This is a genomic window from Pelomonas margarita (genome assembly GCF_043555875.1).
Classification (GTDB): domain Bacteria; phylum Pseudomonadota; class Gammaproteobacteria; order Burkholderiales; family Burkholderiaceae_C; genus Pelomonas; species Pelomonas margarita.
The window spans coordinates 213,551-238,787 of record NZ_JBIGHW010000004.1; the positions used below are offsets into that span (position 1 = coordinate 213,551).

At 68.3% G+C, this 25,237-nt stretch carries 22 protein-coding genes; 20 read left to right on the plus strand and 2 right to left on the minus strand.

Annotated elements, in window-relative coordinates:
• The first annotated feature begins 138 nt into the window (after positions 1 to 138).
• The 5 genes from ACG0Z3_RS09525 (at position 139) to ACG0Z3_RS09545 (ending at position 7,542) form a co-directional block, all read left to right on the plus strand.
• The gene (locus tag ACG0Z3_RS09525; RefSeq protein WP_394397132.1) at positions 139 to 2,994 is read left to right on the plus strand and encodes a 2-oxoglutarate dehydrogenase E1 component; all 2,856 of its coding nucleotides are present in this window, start codon (positions 139 to 141) and stop codon (positions 2,992 to 2,994) included.
• A 99-nt stretch (positions 2,995 to 3,093) separates the two neighbouring features.
• Positions 3,094 to 4,344, plus strand: coding sequence for a 2-oxoglutarate dehydrogenase complex dihydrolipoyllysine-residue succinyltransferase (gene odhB, locus ACG0Z3_RS09530; RefSeq protein ID WP_394397134.1), 1,251 nt, complete (start codon positions 3,094 to 3,096; stop codon positions 4,342 to 4,344).
• Between the two features lie 18 nt (positions 4,345 to 4,362).
• The gene (gene lpdA, locus ACG0Z3_RS09535) at positions 4,363 to 5,784 is read left to right on the plus strand and encodes a dihydrolipoyl dehydrogenase (RefSeq protein WP_394397136.1); all 1,422 of its coding nucleotides are present in this window, start codon (positions 4,363 to 4,365) and stop codon (positions 5,782 to 5,784) included.
• 55 nt (positions 5,785 to 5,839) lie between these two features.
• A complete protein-coding gene (gene zapE, locus ACG0Z3_RS09540; protein WP_394397138.1) occupies positions 5,840 to 6,940 on the plus strand; it encodes a cell division protein ZapE in 1,101 nt (366 codons plus the stop codon).
• A complete protein-coding gene (locus tag ACG0Z3_RS09545) occupies positions 6,940 to 7,542 on the plus strand; it encodes a hypothetical protein (RefSeq protein WP_394397140.1) in 603 nt (200 codons plus the stop codon). Before zapE ends, ACG0Z3_RS09545 begins: the two co-directional genes overlap by 1 nt.
• Here ACG0Z3_RS09545 and ACG0Z3_RS09550 read toward each other — a convergent pair whose 3' ends face one another.
• On the minus strand, positions 7,543 to 8,316 hold the full coding sequence (locus tag ACG0Z3_RS09550) for a PP2C family protein-serine/threonine phosphatase (RefSeq protein WP_394397142.1): 774 nt from the start codon (positions 8,314 to 8,316) through the stop codon (positions 7,543 to 7,545).
• 63 nt (positions 8,317 to 8,379) lie between these two features.
• On the opposite strand from ACG0Z3_RS09550, the gene ACG0Z3_RS09555 reads away from it, so the two are divergent.
• The gene (locus ACG0Z3_RS09555) at positions 8,380 to 8,583 is read left to right on the plus strand and encodes a YdcH family protein (protein ID WP_394397145.1); all 204 of its coding nucleotides are present in this window, start codon (positions 8,380 to 8,382) and stop codon (positions 8,581 to 8,583) included.
• Positions 8,570 to 10,621, plus strand: a complete 2,052-nt coding sequence (locus ACG0Z3_RS09560) for a DNA repair helicase YoaA (protein ID WP_394397147.1) — start codon at positions 8,570 to 8,572, stop codon at positions 10,619 to 10,621. The genes ACG0Z3_RS09555 and ACG0Z3_RS09560 overlap by 14 nt, the downstream gene beginning before the upstream one ends.
• An 84-nt stretch (positions 10,622 to 10,705) precedes the next feature.
• Here the strand turns inward: ACG0Z3_RS09560 and ACG0Z3_RS09565 are convergent, their stop codons facing one another.
• Positions 10,706 to 11,521: an outer membrane protein assembly factor BamD gene (locus ACG0Z3_RS09565; protein WP_394397149.1), complete on the minus strand. Its 816-nt coding sequence runs from the start codon at positions 11,519 to 11,521 to the stop codon at positions 10,706 to 10,708.
• A 43-nt stretch (positions 11,522 to 11,564) separates the two neighbouring features.
• Here ACG0Z3_RS09565 and ACG0Z3_RS09570 point away from each other — a divergent pair, with 43 nt between their 5' ends.
• The 13 genes from ACG0Z3_RS09570 (at position 11,565) to hfq (ending at position 25,232) form a co-directional block, all read left to right on the plus strand.
• The gene (locus tag ACG0Z3_RS09570) at positions 11,565 to 12,572 is read left to right on the plus strand and encodes an RluA family pseudouridine synthase (RefSeq protein ID WP_394397505.1); all 1,008 of its coding nucleotides are present in this window, start codon (positions 11,565 to 11,567) and stop codon (positions 12,570 to 12,572) included.
• A 244-nt stretch (positions 12,573 to 12,816) separates the two neighbouring features.
• The gene (gene scpB / locus ACG0Z3_RS09575; RefSeq protein ID WP_394397151.1) at positions 12,817 to 13,653 is read left to right on the plus strand and encodes an SMC-Scp complex subunit ScpB; all 837 of its coding nucleotides are present in this window, start codon (positions 12,817 to 12,819) and stop codon (positions 13,651 to 13,653) included.
• 8 nt (positions 13,654 to 13,661) lie between these two features.
• Complete coding sequence (gene rluB, locus ACG0Z3_RS09580) at positions 13,662 to 15,632, plus strand: 23S rRNA pseudouridine(2605) synthase RluB (RefSeq protein ID WP_394397153.1); 1,971 nt, start codon at positions 13,662 to 13,664, stop codon at positions 15,630 to 15,632.
• A gap of 83 nt (positions 15,633 to 15,715) precedes the next feature.
• Positions 15,716 to 16,144: a nucleoside-diphosphate kinase gene (gene ndk, locus ACG0Z3_RS09585; RefSeq protein ID WP_394397155.1), complete on the plus strand. Its 429-nt coding sequence runs from the start codon at positions 15,716 to 15,718 to the stop codon at positions 16,142 to 16,144.
• Positions 16,145 to 16,185: 41 nt separating this feature from the next.
• Positions 16,186 to 17,379, plus strand: coding sequence for a dual-specificity RNA methyltransferase RlmN (gene rlmN / locus ACG0Z3_RS09590; protein WP_394397157.1), 1,194 nt, complete (start codon positions 16,186 to 16,188; stop codon positions 17,377 to 17,379).
• Between the two features lie 29 nt (positions 17,380 to 17,408).
• Positions 17,409 to 18,194 carry a type IV pilus biogenesis/stability protein PilW gene (gene pilW / locus ACG0Z3_RS09595; RefSeq protein ID WP_394397159.1) on the plus strand — a complete coding sequence of 262 codons (786 nt, stop codon included), beginning with the start codon at positions 17,409 to 17,411 and terminating at the stop codon, positions 18,192 to 18,194.
• A 31-nt stretch (positions 18,195 to 18,225) separates the two neighbouring features.
• Positions 18,226 to 19,116: a helix-turn-helix domain-containing protein gene (locus tag ACG0Z3_RS09600; protein ID WP_394397161.1), complete on the plus strand. Its 891-nt coding sequence runs from the start codon at positions 18,226 to 18,228 to the stop codon at positions 19,114 to 19,116.
• Positions 19,116 to 20,378, plus strand: coding sequence for a flavodoxin-dependent (E)-4-hydroxy-3-methylbut-2-enyl-diphosphate synthase (ispG, locus tag ACG0Z3_RS09605; protein WP_394397163.1), 1,263 nt, complete (start codon positions 19,116 to 19,118; stop codon positions 20,376 to 20,378). The genes ACG0Z3_RS09600 and ispG overlap by 1 nt, the downstream gene beginning before the upstream one ends.
• Before the next feature lie 11 nt (positions 20,379 to 20,389).
• The gene (hisS, locus tag ACG0Z3_RS09610; RefSeq protein WP_394397165.1) at positions 20,390 to 21,727 is read left to right on the plus strand and encodes a histidine--tRNA ligase; all 1,338 of its coding nucleotides are present in this window, start codon (positions 20,390 to 20,392) and stop codon (positions 21,725 to 21,727) included.
• A 36-nt stretch (positions 21,728 to 21,763) separates the two neighbouring features.
• On the plus strand, positions 21,764 to 22,435 hold the full coding sequence (locus ACG0Z3_RS09615; RefSeq protein WP_394397167.1) for a YfgM family protein: 672 nt from the start codon (positions 21,764 to 21,766) through the stop codon (positions 22,433 to 22,435).
• Positions 22,432 to 23,577, plus strand: coding sequence for an outer membrane protein assembly factor BamB (gene bamB / locus ACG0Z3_RS09620; protein WP_394397169.1), 1,146 nt, complete (start codon positions 22,432 to 22,434; stop codon positions 23,575 to 23,577). The genes ACG0Z3_RS09615 and bamB overlap by 4 nt, the downstream gene beginning before the upstream one ends.
• Positions 23,574 to 24,911, plus strand: coding sequence for a ribosome biogenesis GTPase Der (gene der / locus ACG0Z3_RS09625; RefSeq protein WP_394397171.1), 1,338 nt, complete (start codon positions 23,574 to 23,576; stop codon positions 24,909 to 24,911). Before bamB ends, der begins: the two co-directional genes overlap by 4 nt.
• 78 nt (positions 24,912 to 24,989) lie before the next feature.
• Positions 24,990 to 25,232, plus strand: coding sequence for an RNA chaperone Hfq (hfq, locus tag ACG0Z3_RS09630; protein ID WP_056198163.1), 243 nt, complete (start codon positions 24,990 to 24,992; stop codon positions 25,230 to 25,232).
• The last annotated feature ends 5 nt before the right edge of the window (positions 25,233 to 25,237 follow it).

The window sequence follows — 25,237 nt, forward strand, 5'->3', positions numbered from 1 at the left end:
AGACTTATGGTCCTTCCCGTCCCTTTTGCCTGGTCAACAGCGAAGGTGGGTCGCAATCCGCCAACCGGTCGAGCCGTGTCGCGGAAGGTTCTTCAACCAGCCAACTCCCTGGAAACCGGGGCATGAGGTGAGCGAAAGATGATGCAGCAATACAGGTCGAACTCCTACCTGTTCGGGGGCAATGCCCCGTACGTGGAGGAGATGTACGAGGCTTACCTCGACAACCCGGGCTCTGTGCCCGACAACTGGCGCGATTACTTCGACGCCCTCCAGCACGTGCCCGCCGTAGACGGCAGCGAGTCCCGTGACGTGGCCCATGCGCCGGTCATCGAGTCCTTCGCGCAACGTGCCAAGGCCAACGCCTTCGCCAACAAGGCTTCCAGCGCCGACCTCGCCGTCGCCCGCAAGCAGGTGCACGTGCAGTCGCTGATCGCGGCCTATCGCTTCCTCGGCAACCGCTGGGCCGAGCTGGACCCGCTCAAGCGTGCCGAGCGCCCCAAGATCCCCGAACTCGACCCCGCGTTCTACGACCTGAGCGAGTCCGACATGGACATCTCGTTCAGCGCCGTGAACAGCTACTTCGGTGGCGAGACGATGACGCTGCGCCAGATCGTGCAGGCGCTGCGCGAGACCTACTGCGGCAGCATCGGCTCCGAGTTCATGCACGGCTCCGACCCGGCCGAGAAGCGCTGGTGGCAGGAGCGGCTGGAGAAGTCGCGCAGCAAGCCCAGCTTCAGCGCCGAGAAGAAGAAGGCCATCCTGGAGCGGCTGACGGCGGCCGAAGGCCTGGAGCGCTACCTGCATACCAAGTACGTCGGCCAGAAGCGCTTCTCGCTGGAAGGTGGCGAGAGCTTCATCGCCGCCATGGACGAACTGATCAAGCGCGGCGGCGAGCGCGGTGTGCAGGAAATCGTCATCGGCATGGCCCACCGCGGCCGTCTGAACGTGCTGGTCAACACGCTGGGCAAGATGCCCGCCGATTTGTTCGCCGAGTTCGAGCACAAGGCCGCTGAAGACCTGCCCGCCGGTGACGTGAAGTACCACCAGGGCTTCAGCTCTGATGTGTCCACCGCAGGCGGTCCGGTCCACCTGTCGCTGGCCTTCAACCCGTCCCACCTGGAAATCGTCAACCCGGTCGTCGAAGGCAGCGTCCGCGCCCGCCAGGACCGCCGGGGCGACACCGTCGGCGCGCAGGTGCTGCCGGTGCTGGTGCACGGTGACGCGGCCTTCGGTGGCCAGGGCGTCGTGCAGGAAACGCTGGCCATGGCCCAGACCCGTGGCTACCGCACGGGTGGCACGGTGCACATCGTCATCAACAACCAGATCGGCTTCACCACCAGCGACCCGCGCGACCTGCGCTCGACCTGGTACTGCTCCGACGTCGTCAAGATGGTGGAGGCGCCGGTGCTGCACGTGAACGGCGACGATCCCGAGGCCGTGGTCTACGCCATGCAGCTGTGCATGGACTACCGCGCCGAGTTCAAGAAGGACGTCGTCATCGACATCGTCTGCTTCCGCAAGCTGGGCCACAACGAGCAGGACACGCCCGCGCTGACGCAGCCGCTGATGTACAAGAAGATCGCCGCCCACCCCGGCACGCGCAAGGTCTACGGCGACAAGCTGGTCGCCCAGAACGTGTTGCCGGTCGAGGGGCCGGACGAAATGGTCAAGACCTACCGTGCCGCCATGGACGAGGGCCGCCATACCGTCGACCCGGTGCTGACCAACTTCAAGAGCAAGTTCGCCACCGACTGGTCGCCCTTCCTGGGCAAGAAGTGGACGGACAGTTGCGACACTGCCATCCCCGCCACCGAGTGGAAGCGCCTGGCCGAGAAGCTGACGACGCTGCCCAAGGACTTCGCGCCGCACAACCTCGTCGCCAAGCTGTACGCCGACCGCGCCACGATGGGCCGGGGCGAGGTGAACATCGATTGGGGCATGGGCGAGTCCATGGCTTTCGCGTCGCTGGTGGCCTCGGGCTATCCGGTGCGCCTGTCGGGCGAGGACAGCGGCCGTGGCACGTTCACGCACCGCCACGCCGTGCTGCACGACCAGAACCGCGCCAACTGGGACGACGGTACCTACATCCCGCTGCAGAACGTTGCAGACGGCCAGGCGCCTTTCGTCGTCATCGACTCCATCCTGTCCGAGGAGGCAGTGCTGGGCTTCGAGTACGGCTACGCCGCCGCCGAGCCCAACACGCTGACCATCTGGGAAGCGCAGTTCGGCGACTTCGTCAACGGCGCGCAGGTCGTCATCGACCAGTTCATCGCCTCGGGCGAAGTGAAGTGGGGCCGCTCCAACGGCCTGACGATGATGCTGCCGCACGGCTACGAAGGCCAGGGCCCCGAGCACAGCTCGGCCCGCCTGGAGCGTTTCATGCAGCTGGCTGCGGACAACAACATGCAGATCGTGCAGCCGACCAACGCCGCGCAGATCTTCCATGTGCTGCGCCGCCAGATGCTGCGCATGTTCCGCAAGCCGCTGGTCATCATGACCCCGAAGAGCCTACTGCGTGCGAAGGATGCGACGTCGCCGCTGACCGACTTCACCAAGGGCGAGTTCAAGACCGTCATCGGCGAGCGCGACGAGAGCATCAATGCCGACAAGGTCAAGCGCGTCATCGTCTGCTCGGGCAAGGTCTACTACGACCTCGTCAAGACCCGTGCCGAGAAGAAGGCCAACGACGTCGCCATCGTGCGCGTTGAGCAGCTCTATCCCTTCCCGCACAAGGCCTTCTCGACCGAGCTCAAGAAGTACCCCAACGCCACCGACATCGTCTGGTGCCAGGACGAGCCGCAGAACCAGGGCGCCTGGTTCTTCGTGCAGCACTACGTGCACGAGAACATGCTCGAAGGCCAGAAGCTCGGCTACGCAGGCCGTGCTGCCAGCGCCAGCCCGGCCTGCGGCTATGCCCACCTGCACCAGGACCAGCAGAAGGCTTTGCTGGACCAGGCGTTCGCCAAGCTCAAGGGCTTCATCCTGACCAAGTAAGACCGCATGACGCAGCGCCCCTTCTGACGAAGACCCGGCGCTGCGCTTGCCTGCGCCTGCGCACCCCACACCCAAATACAAGACACGGAGCCTCACACCATGGCCATCGTTGACGTTCAAGTTCCCCAGTTTTCCGAATCTGTTTCCGAAGGCACGCTGCTGACCTGGAAGAAGAAGCCCGGCGAAGCCGTCTCGGTTGACGAGACCCTCGTCGAGATCGAGACCGACAAGGTCGTGCTGGAAGTGCCGGCACCGGCCTCGGGCGTGTTGACCGAGATCGGCGTTGCCGACGGCAGCACCGTCACCAGCCAGCAGCTGCTGGCCAAGATCGACACCGAAGCCAAGGCCGGCGCCGCAGCGCCCGCCGCGGCTGCTGCACCGGCTGCCGCTGCCACCGTGGCTGCTGCACCGGCTGCCACCGGCGGCAACAAGGGCGACGTGGCCATGCCCGCTGCCGCGAAGATCCTGGCCGAGAAGGGCCTGACGGCCACCGACGTCGCCGGCTCCGGCAAGGACGGCCGTGTGACCAAGGGTGACGCGCTGGCCGCCTCGGCCAAGCCCGCCGCTGCTCCCGTGGTCGTGCCCGCCGCGCCCGCCGTCGCCAAGCCGCTGCCCAGCGTCGCCGCCCCCGGCCTGCAGAGCCTGGGCGACCGCCCCGAGCAGCGCGTGCCCATGACCCGCCTGCGCGCCCGCATCGCCGAGCGCCTGCTTCAGTCGCAAGCCACCAACGCCATCCTGACCACGTTCAACGAAGTGAACATGGCCCCGGTCATGGAGCTGCGCAAGAAGTTCCAGGACAGCTTCACCAAGGAACACGGCACCAAGCTGGGCTTCATGAGCTTCTTCGTGAAGGCCGCCGTGCACGCGCTGAAGAAGTACCCGGTGCTGAATGCGTCGGTCGACGGCAACGACATCGTCTACCACGGCTATTTCGACATCGGCATCGCCGTCGGCTCGCCGCGCGGCCTGGTCGTGCCCATCCTGCGCAACGCCGACCAGATGAGCTTCGCCGACATCGAGAAGAAGATCGCCGAGTTCGGCAAGAAGGCCCAGGAAGGCAAGCTCGGCATCGACGAGATGAGCGGCGGTACCTTCTCCATCTCCAACGGCGGCACCTTCGGCTCCATGCTGTCCACCCCCATCATCAACCCGCCGCAGTCGGCCATCCTGGGTGTGCACGCCACCAAGGATCGCGCTGTGGTGGAGAACGGCCAGATCGTCATCCGCCCGATGAACTACCTGGCCATGTCCTATGACCACCGCATCATCGACGGCCGCGAAGCCGTGCTGGGCCTGGTTGCGATGAAGGACGCGCTGGAAGATCCGTCGCGCCTGCTGTTCGACATCTAAGCTGAGGACACGATCAGCATGACTACAAAGCAATTCGACGTCGTCGTCATCGGTGGCGGCCCTGGCGGCTACATCGCCGCTATCCGTGCGGCCCAACTGGGCATGAATGTCGCCTGCGTCGACGAGTGGAAGAACGACAAGGGCGGCCCGGCTCCGGGCGGCACCTGCACCAACGTGGGCTGCATCCCGTCCAAGGCGCTGCTGCAGTCGTCGGAGCACTTCGACCACGCTGGCCATCACTTCGCCGAGCACGGCATCAGCCTGGACAACCTGAAGATCGACGTCGCCAAGATGGTGGGCCGCAAGGACGCCGTCGTGAAGCAGAACAACGACGGCATCCTCTACCTGTTCAAGAAGAACAAGGTCACCTTCTTCCACGGTCGCGGCAGCTTCGTCGCCGCCAAGGATGGCGGTTATGAGCTCAAGGCCGGGGACGAGACTGTCTTCGCCAAGCAGGTCATCCTGGCCACGGGCTCCAACGCCCGCCAGCTGCCCGGCGCGGAGTTCGACGAGGAGTTGATCCTGTCCAACGACGGCGCGCTGCGCATCCCGGCCGTGCCGGGCAAGTTGGGTGTCATCGGCTCGGGCGTCATCGGCCTGGAGATGGGCTCGGTGTGGCGTCGCCTGGGCTCGGAAGTGACCATCCTGGAAGCCATGCCGGCCTTCCTGGCCGCGGCCGACGAAGGCGTGGCCAAGGAAGCCGCCAAGGTCTTCAAGAAGCAGGGCCTGGACATTCAGCTCAGCGTCAAGATCAGCAAGGTCACCAAGGGCAAGAAGGACGTCACCATCGCCTACACCGACGCCAAGGGCGCCGAGCAGACGCTGGTGGTTGACAAGCTGATCGTTTCCATCGGCCGCGTGCCCAACACCATCGGCCTGAACACCGACGCCGTGGGCCTGAAGCTCGACGAGCGTGGCGCCATCGTGGTGGACGACGAATGCAAGACCAACCTGCCGGGCGTCTGGGCCGTGGGCGACGTGGTGCGTGGTCCCATGCTCGCGCACAAGGCCGAGGAAGAGGGCGTGGCGGTGGCCGAGCGCATGGCCGGCCAGCATGGCCACGTCAACTTCAACACCATCCCGTGGGTCATCTACACCTCGCCCGAGATCGCCTGGGTCGGTAAGACCGAGCAGCAGCTCAAGGCCGAAGGCGTGGCCTACAAGGCGGGCCAGTTCCCGTTCCTGGCCAACGGCCGCGCCCGCGCGTTGGGGGACACGACCGGCTTCGTCAAGTTCCTGGCTGATGCCACGACCGACGAAATCCTGGGCGTGCACATCATCGGCCCGTTCGCCTCCGAGCTGATCTCGGAGGCTGTCGTGGCCATGGAGTTCAAGGCCTCGGCCGAGGACATCGCCCGCATCTGCCACGCCCATCCGTCGCTGTCCGAGGCGACCAAGGAAGCGGCGCTGGCCGTAGACAAGCGCACGCTGAACTTCTGATCGAGCGTCGCGCGATCTGAGAAGGGGCGGCCGAACAGTCGCCCCTTTTTTTGCCATGACCACAGTCACCGAGCTCTACCAGCAGATCCTCGCCGAGCGCGGCTTCAAGGCCGATGCGGCGCAGCTGCGGGCCATCCAGGCGCTGCAGCGCTGCCAGGACGAATGGGCGGCCTACAAGGCCCGCCGCGGCAATGCCGTCACCAAGCTGCTCGTGCGCCCGCCCATCCCGCGCGGTGTCTACATGTATGGCGGCGTCGGCCGTGGCAAGAGCTTCCTGATGGACTGCTTCTTCCAGGCCGTGCCGCTGACACGCAAGACGCGGCTGCACTTCCACGAGTTCATGCGCGAGGTGCACCGCGAACTGCAGGAGCTCAAGGGCATTGCCGACCCGCTGGACGAACTGGGCAAGCGCATCGCGCGGCGCTTCCGGCTCATCTGCTTCGACGAGTTTCACGTCGCCGACGTGACCGACGCGATGATCCTGCACCGGTTGCTGGAGGCCCTGTTCCGCAACCGCGTCTCCATTGTCACCACGTCCAACTTCCACCCTGACGAGCTCTACCCCAACGGCCTGCACCGCGACCGCATCCTGCCCGCCATCGAGCTGCTGAAGGCCAACCTCGAGGTCCTCAATGTCGATGCCGGCACCGACTACCGGCGCCGCACGCTGGAGGACATGAACCTCTACCTGACGCCGTTGAACGAGGCCAACGAGGCTGCGCTGACGCAGGCCTTCGACTCGCTGGCCGAGGCGCAGGACGAGGACCGCAAGCTGATGATCGAGCACCGCGCGCTGTACGCGCACCGGCGCGCCGGCGGCGTCGTGTGGTTTGACTTCCAGACGCTGTGCGGCGGCCCGCGCTCGCAGAACGACTACCTGGAACTGGCCAGCCAGTTCCACACCGTCATCCTGTCCAACGTGCCCGAGATGCCCGTGCGGTTGGCCAGCGAGGCGCGCCGCTTCACATGGCTGGTGGACGTGCTGTACGACCGCCGCGTCAAGCTCGTCATCTCGGCCGCCGTGCCGGCGGAACAGCTCTACACCGAGGGCCCGCTGGCCCACGAGTTCCCCCGCACCGTGTCGCGCCTGCAGGAGATGCGCTCGGCCGAGTACCTGGCGCTGGCCCGCCGTGATGTCGACACCTCGCTGACCTGATGACAGCCTTGCTCACCCTGCTGGCAGCGGCTGCCGCATCCGCTCCGCTGGCACCCGCCACGCTGGCAGCACCGGCCGACCTGGCGGCGCAGCGCGCGTTCATCGAGCAGCGCTTCGAGCGGGAGCGGCAGGCCTGCGAGGCGCGCTTCGCGGTCACGCCGTGCCTGGACGAGGTGCGCGAGCGCCGCCAGGCCGCGCTGCTGCCGGTGGTGCGCCAGGAGCAGGCCTTGGCCGCCGAGCAGCGCCTCGCACGCGCGGCGGCGCAGCGCCAGCGGGTCAGCGAGCGGGAGCTGGCTGCGGCGCAGGACGAGGGTCAGCGCAGACAGCGCCTGATCGAGGACGCTCCAGCCGTGTCGCCAGCCCCGTCGGCCCCTGCGACCTCGCCCGTGATCCGGGCGCGCGACCCGCAGGCCGCCGAGCGCCAGCAGCGCCTAGCTGCCGGCCAGGCCGAGGCGCAGGCCGCCGAGCGGCGCGAGCGCGCACAGGAGCGGCAGCAGCGGGTGCGTGAGCGCGTGGCCGCTCAACAGTCGCAGCAGGACGCCCGCACCAAGCCGGCCGCCGCGCCGCTGCCCCGGCCGGGCGCCTCGGCGGCGCCCCGCTGATCAGTCCAGGCTCTCGAGCTTGACGATGGCGAGCGACAGGTTGTCGCCGCCGCCTCGCGCGCGCTGGCGCGCCTTGCTGACGAGCAGCTCCGCCGCCTCGCGCGGTGGCAGGCTGTAAAGCACGCTGCCCAGTTCCTGTGCAGTGAAGTAGTGCCACAGGCCGTCGCTGCAGCACATCAGCGAGTCGCCCACCTCCAGGCCCTCGAAGCGCTCCGACGAGGAGGTCGGGTCCTGCACCGTGCCCAGGCAGGACGTCAGCAGATTGCTCTGCGGATGCGAGCTGGCCTCGGCCTCGCTGAGCTGGCCTTCGTCGACGAGGCGCTGCACGTAGGAGTGATCCATCGAGCGCTTCACGAGGCGTGCGCCGCGGAACCAGTAGATGCGAGAGTCGCCGGAATGAATCCAGTGCGCGCAGCGGTCGCTGGTGATGACGAAGCCAGCAATGGTGCTGTGCGGCTCCTCTTCGGCTGAGATGGCCGTCAGCTTGATCATCAGATGCGCCTCGGACGTGATCTGGCCCAGCAGCTCGGCCGGCGATTCGTCGTCGGGCGAGTAGCGCTCGAACAGCTGGTGGGCCGTCAGGATGACCTGGTCGGCCGCCTTGCGGCCGCCGCTCTTGCCGCCCATGCCATCGGCCACGATGCCCATCACGCATCCGGCGATGCGCGGGTGGGCGATCACCGACACCTGGTCTTGCTGGTATGCCCGGTCACCGCGGTGCGTGCCCGTGGCGGCACTGAGCCGGAATCCGGTGGCGGGGGAAGGAGGAGCCATGGCGAAAACTATACTGGCCCGCCCGCCCCCGACTTGCCGCGAGCCGCTCTCGTTAACCCCGTCATGGATGAACAACTTCACTCGTTGACGCGGCGCCTCATCGAGCTGCGCATGGAGCATGCGGACCTCAATGCCGCGATCGACCGGCTCAGCGAGCAGGCGCCCCTGGACGAACTGGGCGTGCAGCGGCTGAAGAAGCGGCGCCTCGCGCTGCGCGACATGATCGCGCGGCTGGCCGCCGAAACGGAGCCGGATGAGCCCGCCTGATCTCGACGACTGGCTGGACGCGCTCGACCAGGCCACTCCGCCCGCCGCACCTGCCGCTGACGAACTGGCTCAGGCCGTGGAGGCCGCGTTCGATGCCGGCGGACCGTTGGCGCGGCTGGACCGGGGCTACAAGCCGCGCGAGCCGCAGCTGCAGATGAGCCGCGCCGTCGCGCGCGCGCTGAGCCGCCGCCAGGCGCTGGTGGTGGAGGCCGGCACTGGCGTCGGCAAGACCTTCGCCTACCTTGTTCCCACCTTGCTGGCGGGCAGCCGGGCCTTGATCAGCACGGCCACTAAGAGCCTGCAGGACCAGCTCTTCCTGCGCGACCTGCCGCGCCTGACCAAGGCGCTAGGCATGCCCGTGCGGCTGGCGCTGCTGAAGGGCCGCAGCAGCTACCTGTGCTTGCACCGCATGAAGGAGGCGCGCGTGTCCGGCGAGTTCCCAGACCGCCGCACGGCGCTGTCGCTGGCGCGCATCGAGCGCTGGGCGCTGGGCACGACGACCGGCGACTTCGCCGAGATCGATGGCCTGGATGAGCGCTCGCCCATCATCCCCATCGTCAGCTCCAGCCGCGAGAACTGCCTGGGCCAGGAATGCCCGGATTGGAAGGCCTGCTACGTCGTCAAGGCGCGGCGCGAGGCGATGGAGGCCGATGTCGTCGTCGTCAACCATCATTTGTTCTTCGCCGACATGACGCTGCGCGACACTGGCGTGGCCGAGCTGCTGCCTAGCGTGGAGATCGCCATCTTCGACGAGGCCCACCAGCTGGCCGAGGCCGGTGTGCAGTTCCTGGGCACCGTGCTGGGTACGGCGGCGCTGATCGACTTTGCGCGGGACCTGCTGGCCCAGGGCCTGGCCCATGCGCGCGGCGTGAACGACTGGCAGGGCCTGCATGCCACCATCGAGAAGGCCGCGCGCGAGCTGCGACTGGCGGCTGCGGGCGCGCTGGCCACGGCCGGGCGCGAGCTGCGCGGTACGCTGAAGCTGGGCTGGAAGGAGCGGGCCACGCAGCCGGCCTTCAGCGCGGCGCTGGTCAGCGTGGCGGCCGCCTGTGAGCAGGGCTTGGAGGCGCTGACCGCCGTGCGCGAGGCGGCGCCGGACTTCGCCCGCCTTTGCGAACGCGCCCAGCAGTTGCGCGACCTGGCCAGGCAGTTCGCCGCCGAGCCCGACCCGGGCGACGTGCGCTGGATCGACATCAGCCCGCACGCGGCGCGGCTCGTTGAATCGCCGCTGGACATCCGCGACGCGATGCAGCAGCAGCTCGAAGGTCCGCCCAAGGCGTGGGTGTTCACGTCCGCGACGCTGGGCGACGACGAGGGGCTGACCTGGTTCACCGAGCCCGCCGGGCTGCAGGACGCCGAGATCCTGCGCGTCGGCAGCCCGTTCGACTACCCGGCACACGCGCGGCTGTACGTGCCGCGCGGCTTTCCGAAACCAAGCGAGCCGACGCACCCGCCCAGCGTCGCGCTGTTGGCGTCCCGCCTGGCGAGGGCGCTCGGTGGGCGCACCTTCGTGCTGACGACGACGCTGCGCAACCTGCAGGCGGTGGCCGACGCCTTGCGTGAGTGCTTCGAGGAGGGCGGTGACGCGATCACCGTGCTGCAGCAGGGCGCGCTGCCGAAGCGCGTGCTGCTGCAACGCTTCATCGACAACCCGGCCTCGGTGCTTGTGGGCTCAGCCAGCTTCTGGGAAGGCATCGACGTGCCGGGCGATGCGCTGCAGTGCGTCGTCATCGACAAGCTGCCGTTCCCGCCGCCGAATGACCCGCTGGTGGAGGCGCGCGTACAGCGGCTTGAGGCCGAGGGGCGCAACGCCTTCTCGGAGTATTTTGTCGCCGAGGCGGCCATCGCGCTGAAGCAGGGTGCCGGGCGGCTGATCCGCACCGAGACCGATCGTGGCCTGTTGGTGGTGTGCGACCCGCGCATGGCCGGCATGAACTACGGCCGCCGCCTGCGTGCCGCGCTGCCGCCGATGACGCCGGTGGCCAACGAGGCCGAGGCGCTTGCCTGGCTGCAGCAGCTCAATGAAGAACGGGCCTGACGGCCCGTTGGATGTTTCTGGTTTTCGCGCCCGAGCATCGGGTCGCTCCGCAGCCAGCCCGCATGGGCGAGCGGCTGCGTCACATCACCAGACCTTCCACCACGGCTTCTTTTGCTTGCCGCCATTGGAGGCGTACTGGCTGTCGGGGAAGTTCTTGTCCAGCACACGGCGCGCGTCGTCGCGCAGCTGCGTGAGGCCCAACTTGTCGTAGCTCTCGCCCATGATGTAGAGCGCTTCCTCGATGCCGGGAGCGTTCTGGAACTCGGCGACGGCTGACTGCGCGCGGTTGGCGGCGGCCACGTAGGCCTTGCGGTTGAAGTAATAGCGCGCAACGTGTATCTCGTAGGCCGCCAGCGTGTTGGAGATGAAGTTGGCGCGCGTCTGGGCGTCGGGTGTGTACTTGGATTCGGGGAACTGCTCGATCAGCTGGCGGAAGGCCAGCAGCGCCTCGCGCGAGGCCTGCTGGTCACGCTCGGAGACGTCCTGGCTGGCCAGCCGGCCGAACAGGCCGAGGTCCTCGTTGAAGTTGACGATGCCCTTCATGTAGAGGGCGTAGTCCAGCGCCGGGCTGGACGGGTTGAGCTTGATGAAGCGATCCAGCGTGGACACCGCCTGCGCACGCTCGGCCGTCTTGTAGTAGGCCCAGGCCAGATCCAGCGTCGCCTGCTGGCCCATGGGCGTGCCGGCTGCCCGGCCCTCGATGCGCTCCAGCGTCTTGATCGCACGGTCGTAGCTGCCGGCGTTCAGGTCGTCCTTCGCGTCTGCATACAATTTGTCCAGCGCGGCCTGGGAGTTGGGGTCGTCCTTGGCCGTGGAGCCGCAGCCGCTGAGCGCGAGCGCGAAGGCCATCAGCACGGTGCCGGCGACGATGCGGCCGGCCTTGAATTTCTCAACAAACATGTCTGAAGTCGACGGCGGTGCTGCCGGCTGGTCACGGGGAACAATGGACGCGGAGTATAGGGCGGGGGGTCTGACAGACCCGGAAGACGACGGCGCCGACGACGCGCCGGAGCGGCGCAGTGCCGATGTCGACGCGGCAGGCCATGGGGAGCGATTGGATCGCTGGCTGACCGGCCTGGCGCCGGAGTTCTCGCGCAACCACCTGCAGGCGCTCATCGAGCGCGGCTGCGTGACGGCCGATGGCCGCCCGCTGGCCAAGCCGGCCCTCAAGCTGCGCGCCGGCCAGCGCGTGGAGATCGAGTTGCAGCCCACCGACGAGAGTCGCGCCTTCCGCCCCGAGGCGATGGCGCTGAGCGTGGTGTACGAGGACGAGCACCTGGCCGTTATCGACAAGCCGGTGGGGCTGGTGGTGCACCCGGCGCCGGGCAACTGGTCGGGCACGCTGATGAATGGGCTGCTGGCGCGCCACCCGGCCGCCGCCACGCTGCCGCGCGCCGGCATCGTGCACCGGCTGGACAAGGACACCAGCGGGCTGATGGTGGTCGGCAAGACGCTGGAGGCCGTCACGGCGCTGAGCCGCCAGATCGCCGCCCGCGAGGTGCACCGCGAGTATCTGGCGCTGGCCTGGGGGCGCGTCGAGGAGCCGTTCGTCATCGAGAAGGCGATGCGCCGCGACCCGGTGTCGCGCGTGAAGATGGCCATCGCGCCCGCCAATCTTGGCAAGCCGGCGCGCACCGATGTCTTCCTGCTGGGCGTGGGCGAGGTGCAGGTCAACGGGCAGGCGCGGCCCGTCAGCGCCGTGCATTGCGTGCTGCACACCGGCCGCACGCACCAGATCCGCGTGCACCTCACGCACAGCGGCCATCCGCTGCTGGCCGACGCGCTGTACGGCGGCGTGGCGGCGCTGGGCCTGGCGCGCCAGGCGCTGCATGCGGCCCGGCTGTCGTTCTCTCACCCGGTCACTGGCGAGGCCCTGAGCCTGCGTGCGCCGCTGCCGCCCGACATGGCCTCGGCCTGGGCTTCGGTGGGGGCGCCCGACCTTTCCGATTGACATGGCTACAATGCAGTCTGGTTGTCGCGCCACAACGCCGTGCCGAGAAGGCGCGGCCCGTCGCGGGATTGCAGTCCACCCGGAAGCCGCCAACCCTACTCGCCGACGTGCCCGTGCCCTGAAGGCCGGCTGCGGCGCACCGTGCAAGACTTGACACGTCCGCCTGACGAGCGCTCTGGACAGAGCGCCCGGGTCCAAGTGCCAATGCCAGAGCTCTACCCATTGAGGGTGTGAAGTTGAGTTCATGAATACCCAGGATGCCAAGCGCGTCCTTGAAACCGCGCTGATCTGTGCCCCGCAGCCGCTGACGTTGCGCGAGATGCGCAGCCTTTTCGCTGACGAGCTGGGTGCCGACACGCTGCGGGGCCTGCTCGACGAGCTGCGCCGCGACTGGGACGGCAAGGGCGTGGAGCTGGTGGCGCTCGCCTCGGGTTGGCGCTTCCAGAGCCGGCCCGAGCTGCGCGAGTACCTGGACCGGCTACATCCCGAGAAGCCGCCCCGCTACTCGCGCGCCGTGCTGGAGACGCTGGCCATCATTGCGTACCGCCAGCCCGTCACGCGCGGCGACATCGAGGACATCCGCGGCGTCGTCGTGGCCAGCCAGATCATCAAGCAGCTGGAAGACCGCGGCTGGATCGACGCTATCGGCCACCGCGAGACGCCCGGCCGGCCGGCGCTGTACGCGACGACCAAGGCCTTCCTCGACGACCTGGGCCTATCCAGCCTGGAGCAGCTGCCGGCGCTGGACGTCGGCAGTGCGCCGCCGGCCTTCGAGGCATTGCAAGGCCAGCTGCTGGACGCGGCCGACGAGGTGCCGGCCGAGCCGCCGGCGCAGGATGTCGCCGTCGCGCCGCCGGCACCCGACGACCTGTCGGTGGCCAGCCCGGCGGATGCCGGGTCCGAATCCGAGCCCGAGCCTGCCGAGGCGCCTGCTGCCGAGGCGCCGCCCGTGGCGGCGCTGCCGGACGCCGTGCCTGATCTTTTGGTGCCGACGGCATCTTCCAGCCTGTTCGGCGCCGACGGCACGCCAGCTCTGCCGACCCTCGATCCCACCGATACGCCCCCGCAACCCCTGCACTGAAATACCGAATGAACGACGCTGCCGATCAAGACAAGCCCTTGCTCCCCGTTGCCGATGCCGAGGCGCCAGCGGCGCCCAAGCGCCGCCGCACAACGGCCAAGGCCGCCGCCGAGGTGGCGCCGGACGCTGCTCCCGAGGGAGCGGAGGCCGCCGTGCCGGTGAAGCGCACGCGGCGCAAGGCCGAGCCGGCTGCTGCCGAGGCCGCGCCCGAGGCCGTGGCAGAGGAGGCGTCTGCGGCGCCCGCCCGCAAGCGCGCCCCGCGCAAGGCGGCGGTGGCGGCCGCCGAGCCGGTCGCCGAGGTGGCGCCGGCCCAGGCTCCGCTGTTCACGCTGGTGCCCGACGCGCCGGCGGCGGTGAGCGAGGTGCAAGCGAGCGAGGGCGGTGCCGATGACGGCGGTGAGGGCGACGATGACGGTGACGAGGGTGAGCGCAGCGGCCGCGGCCGCAACCGCCGCCGCAATCGCAAAGAGCGTGGTGAGCGGTCGGCGGATGGCGCGGCTGAGCCGGTGGCGGGTGGCAGCGAGCTGCCGGCGCCGGCGTTGACGCATGAGCTCGTCGAGGCCGCCGGTGCGCGCTTCGCAGACGTGCTGTCGGGCAACCTGGACGCCGAGTCCGAGGGCCCTGTCGGGGAGCTGCCGCAGCTGCGACCGGAGGCTGACGAGGCCGAGGCCGAGGCCGCCGACGGCGAGGGCAAGCGCGTGCTGGCGCCGGATGCCGATGCGCCCAAGCTGCAAAAGGTGCTGGCGCAGTCGGGCATCGGGTCGCGCCGCGACATCGAGGAGTGGATCGCCGAGGGCAAGATCGAGGTGAATGGCGAGGTCGCTCATGTCGGCCAGCGCATCTCGTTCGGTGACCGCGTGCGCGTCAACGGCAAGGAGGTGCGCGTGCGCATCTCGCCGCCCAACCCGCGCATCCTGGCTTATCACAAGCCCACCGGCGAGGTGTCGACGTTCAACGACCCCGAGGGCCGCCCGACCGTGTTCCGCTCGCTGCCGCGTGTGCAGGGGCAGAAGTGGCAGTCCGTCGGCCGTCTGGACATCAACACCGAAGGCTTGCTGTTGTTCACCAACTCGGGTGAGCTGGCCAACCAGCTGATGCACCCGCGCTTCGGCGTGGAGCGCGAGTACGCGGCCCGTGTGCTGGGCTCGCTGAGCGACGAGCAGCGCACCAAGCTGCTGGAGGGTGTCAGCGTCGACGGCCAGACGGCCGCGTTCAAGGCCATCGAGGACGGCGGCGGCGAAGGCGCCAACCGCTGGTACCGCGTCACCATTACCGAAGGCCGCAACCGCGAGGTGCGCAAGCTGTTCGAGGCGGTTGGCATGGTGGTCAGCCGGCTGATCCGCATCCGCTACGGCACCGTCGTGCTGCCGCGCGGCCTGAAGCGTGGTGTCTGGGTGGAGCTGGGTGACGATGACGTGCGCGTCATCCGCCGCCTGGCCGGCCACAGCTCCAACACGGGCCAGGCCCAGCCGCAGCAGCCGTCGCAGGGCCAGGGCCAGCAGGGCAAGGGCCAGCAGCAGGGCGGCAAGAACGACCGCAACAAGCGCCGCAACGACGACCGCCATGCCGGCGTCGGACCGCGCCCCAGCCGCCCGCAGGAGCCGCAGCAGCCGCGCCCGCCGCGCGAAGAGCGCGCTCAACGCCGGGACGATGACGACGAGGACGACGGCTTCATTCCTCACCACATCAATCCGCTGGAGCAGACTTTCGACCGCCGCCATGCGACTGGCGGCAGGCGTGGTCTGCCCCAGGGTTTCGGTGCCGGCGGCAGCCAGCAGCAGGACCGGCCCAGCCGTGGCGGCGGCAACAAGGGTGGTGGCCCCCGCGAGCCCGATCCGATGCAGACCTCCGTGGGCTACATCGGCGGTGACGCCTTCCTGCGCCGCGGCGGTAGCGGTGGCGGGCGTGGCGGCAAGGGTGGCGGCGGTGGCGGCGGTGGCGGTGGCCGTTCGGGCGGCGGCTACGGTGGCCGGCGCTGAAACCGGTCGCAAGCTGCAACTAGGGTCATCCCTGAACGCTACAATCGCAGGCTTTGTCCAATACGCCCCTTCAGGAGAACTCCATGGCGATCGAAACCACCCTGTCCATCATCAAGCCCGATGCCGTGGCGAAGAACGTCATCGGCCAGATCTACGCCCGTTTTGAAGCCGCCGGCCTGAAGGTCGTGGCTGCCAAGATGGTGCACCTGTCGCGCGGCGAAGCCGAGCAGTTCTACGCCGTGCACAAGGCCCGCCCGTTCTTCAACGACCTGGTCAACTTCATGATCAGCGGCCCGGTGATGATCCAGGCCCTGCAAGGCGAAGGTGCCATCCTGAAGAACCGTGACCTGATGGGCGCGACCGACCCGAAAAAGGCCGAGAAGGGCACCATCCGCGCCGACTTCGCTGACAGCATCGACGCCAACGCCGTGCACGGCTCCGACGCTGCCGAAACGGCCGCCGTCGAAGTGGCGTTCTTCTTCCCCGGCATGAACGTCTACGCTGCCAAGTAAACCCCCAACGGGGTCGGGAGACCCCGGCCCAGGAAGTTCGTATGGACGCGGTCAACCTGCTCGGTTTTGATCTGCCAGGCCTGGCCGCCTACTGCGAGCAACTGGGCGAAAAGAAATTCCGTGCGACCCAGCTGTTCCGCTGGGTTCATCAGAAAGGCGCGTCGGACTTCGACCAGATGTCCGACCTCGCCAAGTCCTTGCGCGACAAGCTCAAGGGCCGTGCCCACATCTCGGCGCTGCCGGTGATCTCGGAGCACGTGTCGGCCGACGGCACCATCAAGTGGCTGTTCGACGTCGGTGCCGGCAACGCGGTCGAGGCCGTGTTCATTCCCGAGTTCGGCGATGCCGGGCCGTCCCAAATCGCCGAAGCGTCCCCTCGGGGGACAGCCGCTGCAGGCGGCCAGGGGTCAATAGTCCTTGATCGCGGCACGCTTTGCATTTCCAGCCAGGCTGGTTGCGCCGTGGGCTGCCGTTTCTGCTCTACCGGCCACCAGGGCTTCAGCCGCAACCTGACGACGGCCGAGATCACGGCCCAACTGTGGTTCGCCGAGCACTCGCTGCGCAAGCGCCTCAACACCGATGAGCGCGTCATCTCCAACGTCGTGATGATGGGCATGGGCGAGCCGCTGCAGAACTACGACCAGCTCGTGCCGTCGCTGAAGACCATGCTGGACGACCACGGCTACGGCCTCAGCCGCCGTCGCGTGACGGTGTCGACGTCCGGCGTCGTGCCCATGATTGACCGGCTGCGCGAGGACTGCCCCGTGGCGCTGGCCGTCAGCCTGCACGCGCCCACCGACCCGCTGCGCGATCAGCTCGTGCCGCTGAACAAGAAGTACCCGATCGCCGAGCTGCTGGACAGCTGCAATCGCTACCTGGAGAAGGCGCCGCGCGACTTCATCACCTTCGAGTACTGCATGCTGCAGGAGGTGAACGACTCTCCCGAGCAGGCGCGTGAGCTGGTGCGCCTGGTGAAGCACCACGTGAACTGCAAGATCAACCTGATCCCGTTCAACCCCTTCCCGGCATCCGGCCTGATCCGCAGCACGAATGCGCGCGTCCAGGCCTTCGCCGAGGTGTTGATTCAGGCCGGCATCGTGACCACCGTGCGCAAGACGCGCGGCGACGACATCGACGCTGCCTGCGGCCAGCTGGCCGGTGAGGTGCAGGATCGCACCCGCGCGCATATCCGCATGGTCAGGGCCCCCGTGATGGTGGCCAAATCCACGCCGTGACACGCTGGGTGTCCAACCTCGAGGATTTGATGAAGCGACTGCTGACCGTCCTGACTGCCTGTCTGCTGGCCGCCTGCGCGAGCACCGGCACCGCGCCCACCGCCGACCGTGAGATCAAGACCGACTCCGATCAGACCGACGTCGACCGCCGCGCGGCCATCCGGCTGGAGCTGGCGCAGGGCTACTTCTCGCGCGGCCAGTTCCCGACGGCGCTGGACGAGCTCAAGCTCGCGCTGCAGGCCAAGCCCGACATGCGCGAGGCTGTCAACCTGCGCGGCCTCATCTACGCGTCCATGGGCGAGATGCAGCTCGCCGAGGAAACATTCCGCCGCGCGCTGGCCGTCTACCCCAACGACCCTGACACGCTGCACAACTACGGCTGGTTCCTTTGCCAGCAGCGCCGCTGGCCCACGGCGGATTCGCTGTTCGACCAGGCGCTGGCCCAGTCGACCTACCGCGCGCCGGCGCGCACGCTGCTGGCCAAGGGCGTCTGCGAGGCCCGTGCCGGCCGCCTGCTGGTGGCCGAGAAGACGCTGTCGCGCGCCTTCGAACTGGACCCGGCCAGCCCCGTCATCGCCGTCAACCTGTCCGAGGTGCTGTACCGCAACCGTGAGCTGGAGCGCGCCCGCTTCTACGTGAAGCGCGTCAACGACCAGCCCGAGCAGCTCAACGCGCAGAGCGTTTGGCTGCAGCTACGCATCGAGCGCAAGCTGGGCCACACGGGCATCGTTGACGACCTGGCCCTCATCCTGCGCCGCAAGTTCCCGCAGGCCCCCGAAACGCAGGCGCTGGACGCCGGCCGCTACGAAGACTGAGCCGCCCTGCGGCCGACCGAAGAACGAGACGATGCAACCCATCTCCGAGGGGCGTGAGCCCCAGCCCGCCACCGCAGGCGCCTGGTTGAGGCAGGCCCGTCAGCAACGCGGCCTGCACATCGCAGCGCTGGCGGTCATGCTGAAGGTGCCTCAGGCCAAGCTGGAAGCGCTGGAATCCGACCGCTACGACGAGCTGCCCGATGCGACCTTTGCGCGCGCGTTAGCGACGGCGATGTGCCGTGCGCTGAAGGTCGATGCCGGGCCCGTGCTGGCGCTGCTGCCGAGCACGCGCGATCAGCAGTTCGACATGCGCCCCGGGCTGAACCAGCCCTTCCGCGAGCGCACGGGCAGCGCTGTGCTCGACGGCGCCGTGCTGGCCGCGCTGCTGCGGCCTGTGGTCTGGGGGCCGCTGCTGCTGGTGGCCGCGGCCGCTGCCATCTACTGGATCCCGGCCGGCTGGCTGCCGCAGGGCGGCGGGGCCTCGCAGCCCGAAGGCGTGGCCCCAGCGTCCGGCGTTGTGACCTCGGTGGCCAGTGCGCCGGTCGTCGAGTTTGTCCCGGCTCCGCCTGCGCCGCTGGCGGCCTCGGCGGCGTCTACGTTGGCGTCATCGCCCGCGATGGTGCCCGCAGCCGCGTCCGCACCGGCGCCAACCCCCGCGCCGGTGGCTGCAGCGGTCGTTACGGGGGCAGCCACCTTGCGCCTGTCGGCCGCGGCCGACAGCTGGGTTGAGGTGGCGGACGCCAAGGGCCAGGTCTTGCTGTCGCGCCTGCTGCGCCAGGGGGAGCAGCAGGAGTTCTCTGGCGCCGCTCCGTACAAGCTGCGCATCGGCAACGTCGGCGGTACGCGCATCGAATGGCGTGGTGCTGCTGTCGACCTGGCCGCCAGCGCTACGAACAACGTCGCCCGTCTGGAGTTGAAGTGATGAGCGAATGGATCATTCCCGAGGCCGCTCCCGCGGCGCGCAAGAGCCGTCAGGCGCGTGTGGTCTGGGGCAGTCGCGTGGTCACCGTTGGTGGCGACGCGCCGGTGCGCGTGCAGTCCATGACGAACACCGACACGGTGGACGCCATTGGCACGGCCATCCAGGTCAAGGAGCTTGCGATTGCAGGCTCGGAGATGGTGCGCATCACCGTCAACACGCCCGAGGCGGCTGAGCAGGTGCCCTACATCCGCGAGCAGCTGGATCGCATGGGTATCGACACGCCGTTGGTGGGCGACTTCCACTACAACGGCCACCGCCTGCTGACCGAGTACCCGGCGATGGCGCAGGCGCTGTCCAAGTACCGCATCAACCCCGGCAACGTCGGTAAGGGCGATAAGAAGGACAAGCAGTTCGCGCAGATGATTGAGGCGGCGATGACCTACGACAAGGTCGTGCGCATCGGCGTCAACTGGGGCAGTCTGGATCAGGAGCTGCTAGCGCAGTTCATGGACGAGAACGCCCGTCGCGCGGCGCCCTGGGGCGCCAAGCCGGTCATGTACCAGGCGCTGGTCGAGTCCGCGCTGACATCGGCCGCCTATGCCCGCGAGCTGGGCATGAACCCCGACAACATCATCATCAGCTGCAAGGTCAGCGGCGTGCAGGACCTGATCTCGGTCTACCGCGAACTGGCCCGCCGCTGCGACTACGCGCTGCACCTGGGCCTGACCGAAGCCGGCATGGGCACCAAGGGCACGGTGGCGTCCTCTGTTGCGCTGGGCATCCTGGCGCAGGAGGGCATTGGCGACACCATCCGCGTCAGCCTGACGCCGCAGCCGGGCGAGGCGCGCACGCAGGAAGTCGTCGTCGCGCTGGAGATCCTGCAGTCGCTGGGCCTGCGCCACTTCAACCCCAGCGTCACGGCCTGCCCGGGCTGTGGCCGCACCACCAGCACGACCTTCCAGGAACTGGCCAAGCAGATCGACGACTTCCTGCGCCTGCAGATGCCGGTCTGGCGCAACAAGTATCCCGGCGTCGAGGAGATGAAGGTGGCCGTTATGGGCTGCATCGTCAACGGCCCCGGCGAGAGCAAGCATGCCGACATCGGCATCAGCCTGCCCGGCACGGGCGAGGCGCCGGCGGCGCCCGTCTTCATCGACGGCGAGAAGGCTGTGACGCTGCGCGGCGACAACATCGCGCAGGAGTTCCACGCGCTGGTCGAGAACTACATCGAGAAGCGCTTCGGCGCCACGGCTGCGGCCTGAACACGGATTCCATGAGCGAGACCAAGAAAGTCCAGCCCGCGCTGCAGGCGGGTGATCGGAAGACCACCTTGCAGGCGGTCAAGGGCATGAACGACATCCTGCCGCCCGAGTCGGCGCGCTGGGAGCAACTCGAAGCCACGATGCGCAGCGTGCTGGCGCGCTACGGCTACAGCAATGTGCGCGTGCCCATCGTCGAGCCGACGGCGCTGTTCGTGCGCGGCATCGGCGAGGTGACGGACATCGTCGAGAAGGAGATGTACGCCTTCGAGGACCGCGCCGACAAGCACGGCCAGGCTGAGCACCTGGCGCTGCGCCCCGAGGGCACGGCCGGCGTCGTGCGGGCAATGATCGAGCACAGCTACCTGCGCGACAGCCCGCGCCGGCTCTACTACGTCGGCCCGATGTTCCGCCGGGAGAAGCCGCAGAAAGGCCGCTACCGCCAGTTCCACCAGATGGGCATCGAGGCGCTGGGCTTCGCCGGCCCGGACGTGGATGCCGAAGTCATCCTGTTGGCCCGCACGCTGTGGCGTGAGCTGGGCCTGAAGGAGGGCGAGGACGTATCGCTGGAGATCAACTGCCTGGGCCAGCCCGAGGAGCGTGCTGCGCACCGCGCTGCGCTGATCGCCCACCTGGAGCAGCATCAGGACGTGCTAGACGAGGAAGCCAAGTCCCGCATGTACAGCAATCCGCTGCGCGTGCTGGACACCAAAAATCCGGCGATGCAGGCTATGGCCGAAGCGGCGCCTAAGCTGCTGGATTTCCTCGGCGACGCCTCGCTGGCCCACTTCAACGGCGTGCGCGCGCTGCTGGATGCGGTCGGCCTGGCTTACCGCATCAACCCGCGCCTGGTGCGCGGGCTGGACTACTACAACCTCACCGTCTTCGAGTGGGTGACGGGCAAGCTCGGCGCCCAGGGCACGGTGTGTGCCGGCGGCCGCTATGACGGGCTGATCGAGCAGCTCGGCGGCAAGCCGGCGCCGGCCGTGGGCTTCGGCATGGGCATGGAGCGCCTGCTGCTGCTGCTAGAGACGCTGGGCCTGCAGGCGCCCGCCGCGGCGCCTGATGCCTACGCCGTCGTGCCCGACCCGGCCGAGCTGCCGCGCATTCTGCCCGCGCTGGAGGCGCTGCGTGCGGCCGGCGTGGCTGTGCAGATGCACGCCGGCGGCGGCTCCTTCAAGTCGCAGTTCAAGAAGGCCGACGGCTCCGGTGCGCGCTACGCGCTGGTGTTCGGCGCCGACGAACTGGCCCGTGGCGAGGTGGCCGTGAAGCCTCTGCGCGACGGCGCCGAGCAGACCTGCCGCCCCCTCGCCGACGTGGCCGCCTGGGCGGCCGAATTGCGCACCGCATAATCCCGGGCCTTGGCCCGCACACGCTGACTTCCTCCCATGGCATCGCATCTCGACCTCGAAGAACAAGAACAACTCGACCAGCTCAAGGCCTTCTGGAAGCGCTGGGGCAACCTGATCACCTGGGTGATCACCGCCGCGCTGGCCGCCTTTGCCGCCTGGCAGGGCTGGACCTGGTACCAGCGTGACCAGGCCGCCAAGGCCGGCGCCATGTACGAGGAGTTCGATCGCGCCTTCACCGCGCAGGACCTGGACAAGGCTGCCACGGCCGTGGGCGACCTGAAGTCGCGCTACGCTGGCACGGGCTTCGCCGCCCAAGCCGGCCTGCAGATCGCCAAGCTGCAGCTGGACAAGGACAAGGCCGACGACGCCCGTCAGAGCCTGGCCTGGGTGGCAGAAAAGGGCGCCGAGGCGTCCTACCGTGACCTGGCCCGCCTGCGCCTGGCCGGCCTGCAACTGGATGCCAAGGCCTTTGACGATGCGCTGAAGACGTTGGACGCCATCAAGTCTGCGGAGTTTGCCGCGCTCGTGGCCGACCGTCGGGGTGACGCGTTGCTGTTGCAGGGCAAGGGCGATGCCGCCAAGGCCGAGTACCAGAAGGCGCTGGCGGGCCTGGAGAAGACGCAGGACTACCGCCGCATCATCGAGGCCAAGCTCGCCACGCTCGGCGTGCCGACCGCCGTCGAACCCACCACCGGAGCCGCGCAATGAAGCGCCTTGTCCAGATCTCGCTGATCGCGCTGGCGGCGGCCAGCCTGTCGGGCTGCTCGACGATCAGCAACACCTGGGATCGCTGGTTCGGTGACGGCAAGAACCGCCCAGCTGCGCTGGAGGCGCTGAGTGGCCCTGCCACGGGCCGCGTGCTGTGGAGCAGCAAGGGCGACGACATCACCTTCCCGCTCAGCATCTCGACGCCGGGTGACCGCTTTGTCGTTGCCAGCGTCGACGGCACCGTCCGCGCACTGGCTGCGGCCGACGGCCGCGAGCTGTGGCGCGGCACGGCCGGGGCCAAGCTGGCCGCCGGTGTCGGTAGCGACGGCCGCTTCGCGGCCGTGGTCAACCGCGACAACGAACTGGTCGTGCTGGACGCCGGCCGCGTGGCCTGGAAGAAGGCCCTGCCCACGCCCGTCATCGCCGCACCGCTGGTGGCTGGCGAGCGCGTCTTCGCGCTGACGCTGGACCGTCAGGTCATCGCCTTCGATGCGCTGGACGGCCGCAAGATCTGGGAACTGCGCCGCCCCGGCGAGCCGTTGACGCTTGCCAAGGCTGGCGTGCTGACCGCGTACAAGGACACGCTGATCGTCGGCCAGGGCGCGCGCCTGGCGGGCATCGACCCGCTCAAGGGCCAGCTGCGCTGGGAAGCCAGTGTGGCCACGCCGCGCGGCACCAACGAGGTCGAGCGCCTCGCTGACCTCGTCGGCCCGGCCGTGCGTCAGGGTGAGGTTATCTGCGCGCGCGCCTTCCAGTCGTCGGTCGGCTGCGTGAATGCCGAGCGCGGCAGCGCGCTGTGGAACCGCATCGTCGGTGGCACCAACGGCATCGGCGCGGACGACCAGGTCGTCGTGGCCGGTGACGCGTCAGACCGCCTGTCGGCCTGGAAGCTGGCCAATGGCGACCTCGCCTGGTCGGCCGACCAGTTCCAGCTGCGCAAGCTGTCGGCACCCGTGGTGTTGAACAAGCAGATCATCGTGGGCGACTTCGAGGGCCAGGTGCACCTGCTGGATCGCGACACCGGCAAGACCCGCTCCCGCATCGCAACCGACGGCACGCCCATCGCGGCCATCACGCTGCTGGGCGACACGGCGCTTGTCGCCACCAAGAATGGCGGCCTGTTCGCCATCAAGACCGAATGAAGCCTGTCATTGCCCTGGTCGGCCGCCCCAATGTGGGCAAGTCGACGCTGTTCAACCGCCTGACGAAGTCGCGCGACGCCATCGTGGCCGATTTCGCCGGCCTGACGCGCGACCGCCACTACGGTGATGGCCGCCTGGGCGACCGCGAGTTCATCGTCATCGACACCGGCGGCTTCGAGCCCGACAGCTCGACCGGCATCGTCAAGGAGATGGCCAAGCAGACCAAGCAGGCCGTCGCGGAGGCCGATGCGGTCATCTTCGTCGTCGACATCCGCCTGGGCCTGTCGGCCCACGACAGCGACATCGCCCGCTACCTGCGCAGCGTCAACAAGCGCGTGCACCTGGCCGTCAACAAGGCCGAGGGCATGAGCGAGTCGCCACTGCTGGCCGAGTTCCACGAGCTCGGCATGGGTGAGCCTCACCCGATCTCGTCGGCGCACGGCCAGGGCATCCGCAGCCTGCTGGACGCCGTGCTGGAGCCTTTCGAGGACACCAGCGAGGAGTTCGGTGCCGGCCCGCAGCAGGACGGCGTCATCCGCCTGGCCGTGGCTGGCCGCCCCAACGTCGGCAAGAGTACGCTGATCAACACCTGGCTGGGCGAGGAACGCCTCGTCGCCTTCGACATGCCGGGCACCACGCGTGATGCCATCTCGGTGGACTTCGAGCGCAATGGCCAGAAGTTCAAGCTCATCGACACGGCCGGCCTGCGTCGCAAGGGCAAGGTCTTCGAGGCCATCGAGAAGTTCTCGGTCGTCAAGACGCTGCAGGCCATTGCCGACGCGCACGTCGTACTGCTGCTGCTGGACGCCACGCAGGGCGTGACCGACCAGGACGCCCACATCGCCGGCTACATCCTCGACAGCGGCCGTGCCGTCGTGCTGGCATGCAACAAGTGGGACGCCGTCGACAGCTACCAGCGCGAGACGCTGAAGCGCCAGATCGAGCAGCGCCTGGCCTTCCTGAAGTTCGCGCCCATGCACAACATCTCGGCGCTGAAGCGCCAGGGCCTGTCGGCGCTGTGGAACGCGATGGCCGATGCTTACGCGTCGGCCTACCGCAAGATGACGACGCCTGTGCTGACCCGCCTGATCCAGGAGGCGGTGGAACACCAGCAGCCCAAGCGCTCGGGCGTGTCGCGCCCCAAGATGCGCTATGCCCACCAGGGCGGCCAGAACCCACCCATCGTCGTCATCCACGGCAATGCACTGGACGGCGTCACCGAGGTCTACAAGCGCTACCTGGAAGGCCGCATCCGCGCGCACTACAAATTGGTCGGCACGCCGCTCAAGATTGAGCTGCGTTCTTCGAAGAATCCCTTCGACGAAAAGACCTAGGCTGACGTCCGGAGGGTTAAAGGCGCTGTGTTAAGGTCTTACCCGTAGTCCACACCCCGAATAACTCGGAGCATACCGATGAGCAATAAAGGCCAACTTTTGCAGGATCCCTTTTTGAACCTGCTGCGCAAAGAGCACGTGCCGGTTTCCATTTACCTGGTCAACGGCATCAAGCTGCAAGGCCACATCGAGTCCTTTGACCAATATGTCGTGCTGCTCCGCAACACGGTCACGCAAATGGTCTACAAGCACGCGATCTCCACCGTCGTGCCGGGCCGCGCGGTCAACTTCCACGCCGGCGACGCTCCCGCGGACGCCTGATCCCA

Bases quoted from the DNA above. Each gene is read 5' to 3' on its own strand.
- ACG0Z3_RS09545 (WP_394397140.1), top strand. From the start codon at position 6,940: ATGACAGCCTTGCTCACCCTGCTGGCAGCGGCTGCCGCATCCGCTCCG.
- ACG0Z3_RS09555 (WP_394397145.1), top strand. From the start codon at position 8,380: ATGGATGAACAACTTCACTCGTTGACGCGGCGCCTCATCGAGCTGCGC.
- scpB (WP_394397151.1), top strand. From the start codon at position 12,817: ATGAATACCCAGGATGCCAAGCGCGTCCTTGAAACCGCGCTGATCTGT.
- rluB (WP_394397153.1), top strand. From the start codon at position 13,662: ATGAACGACGCTGCCGATCAAGACAAGCCCTTGCTCCCCGTTGCCGAT.
- ispG (WP_394397163.1), top strand. From the start codon at position 19,116: ATGAGCGAATGGATCATTCCCGAGGCCGCTCCCGCGGCGCGCAAGAGC.
- ACG0Z3_RS09615 (WP_394397167.1), top strand. From the start codon at position 21,764: ATGGCATCGCATCTCGACCTCGAAGAACAAGAACAACTCGACCAGCTC.
- odhB (WP_394397134.1), top strand. From the start codon at position 3,094: ATGGCCATCGTTGACGTTCAAGTTCCCCAGTTTTCCGAATCTGTTTCC.
- ACG0Z3_RS09600 (WP_394397161.1), top strand. From the start codon at position 18,226: ATGCAACCCATCTCCGAGGGGCGTGAGCCCCAGCCCGCCACCGCAGGC.
- ACG0Z3_RS09525 (WP_394397132.1), top strand. From the start codon at position 139: ATGATGCAGCAATACAGGTCGAACTCCTACCTGTTCGGGGGCAATGCC.
- der (WP_394397171.1), top strand. From the start codon at position 23,574: ATGAAGCCTGTCATTGCCCTGGTCGGCCGCCCCAATGTGGGCAAGTCG.
- bamB (WP_394397169.1), top strand. From the start codon at position 22,432: ATGAAGCGCCTTGTCCAGATCTCGCTGATCGCGCTGGCGGCGGCCAGC.
- hisS (WP_394397165.1), top strand. From the start codon at position 20,390: ATGAGCGAGACCAAGAAAGTCCAGCCCGCGCTGCAGGCGGGTGATCGG.
- zapE (WP_394397138.1), top strand. From the start codon at position 5,840: ATGACCACAGTCACCGAGCTCTACCAGCAGATCCTCGCCGAGCGCGGC.
- ACG0Z3_RS09570 (WP_394397505.1), top strand. From the start codon at position 11,565: ATGGACGCGGAGTATAGGGCGGGGGGTCTGACAGACCCGGAAGACGAC.
- ACG0Z3_RS09560 (WP_394397147.1), top strand. From the start codon at position 8,570: ATGAGCCCGCCTGATCTCGACGACTGGCTGGACGCGCTCGACCAGGCC.
- hfq (WP_056198163.1), top strand. From the start codon at position 24,990: ATGAGCAATAAAGGCCAACTTTTGCAGGATCCCTTTTTGAACCTGCTG.
- lpdA (WP_394397136.1), top strand. From the start codon at position 4,363: ATGACTACAAAGCAATTCGACGTCGTCGTCATCGGTGGCGGCCCTGGC.
- ACG0Z3_RS09565 (WP_394397149.1), bottom strand. From the start codon at position 11,521: ATGTTTGTTGAGAAATTCAAGGCCGGCCGCATCGTCGCCGGCACCGTG.
- ndk (WP_394397155.1), top strand. From the start codon at position 15,716: ATGGCGATCGAAACCACCCTGTCCATCATCAAGCCCGATGCCGTGGCG.
- ACG0Z3_RS09550 (WP_394397142.1), bottom strand. From the start codon at position 8,316: ATGGCTCCTCCTTCCCCCGCCACCGGATTCCGGCTCAGTGCCGCCACG.
- pilW (WP_394397159.1), top strand. From the start codon at position 17,409: ATGAAGCGACTGCTGACCGTCCTGACTGCCTGTCTGCTGGCCGCCTGC.
- rlmN (WP_394397157.1), top strand. From the start codon at position 16,186: ATGGACGCGGTCAACCTGCTCGGTTTTGATCTGCCAGGCCTGGCCGCC.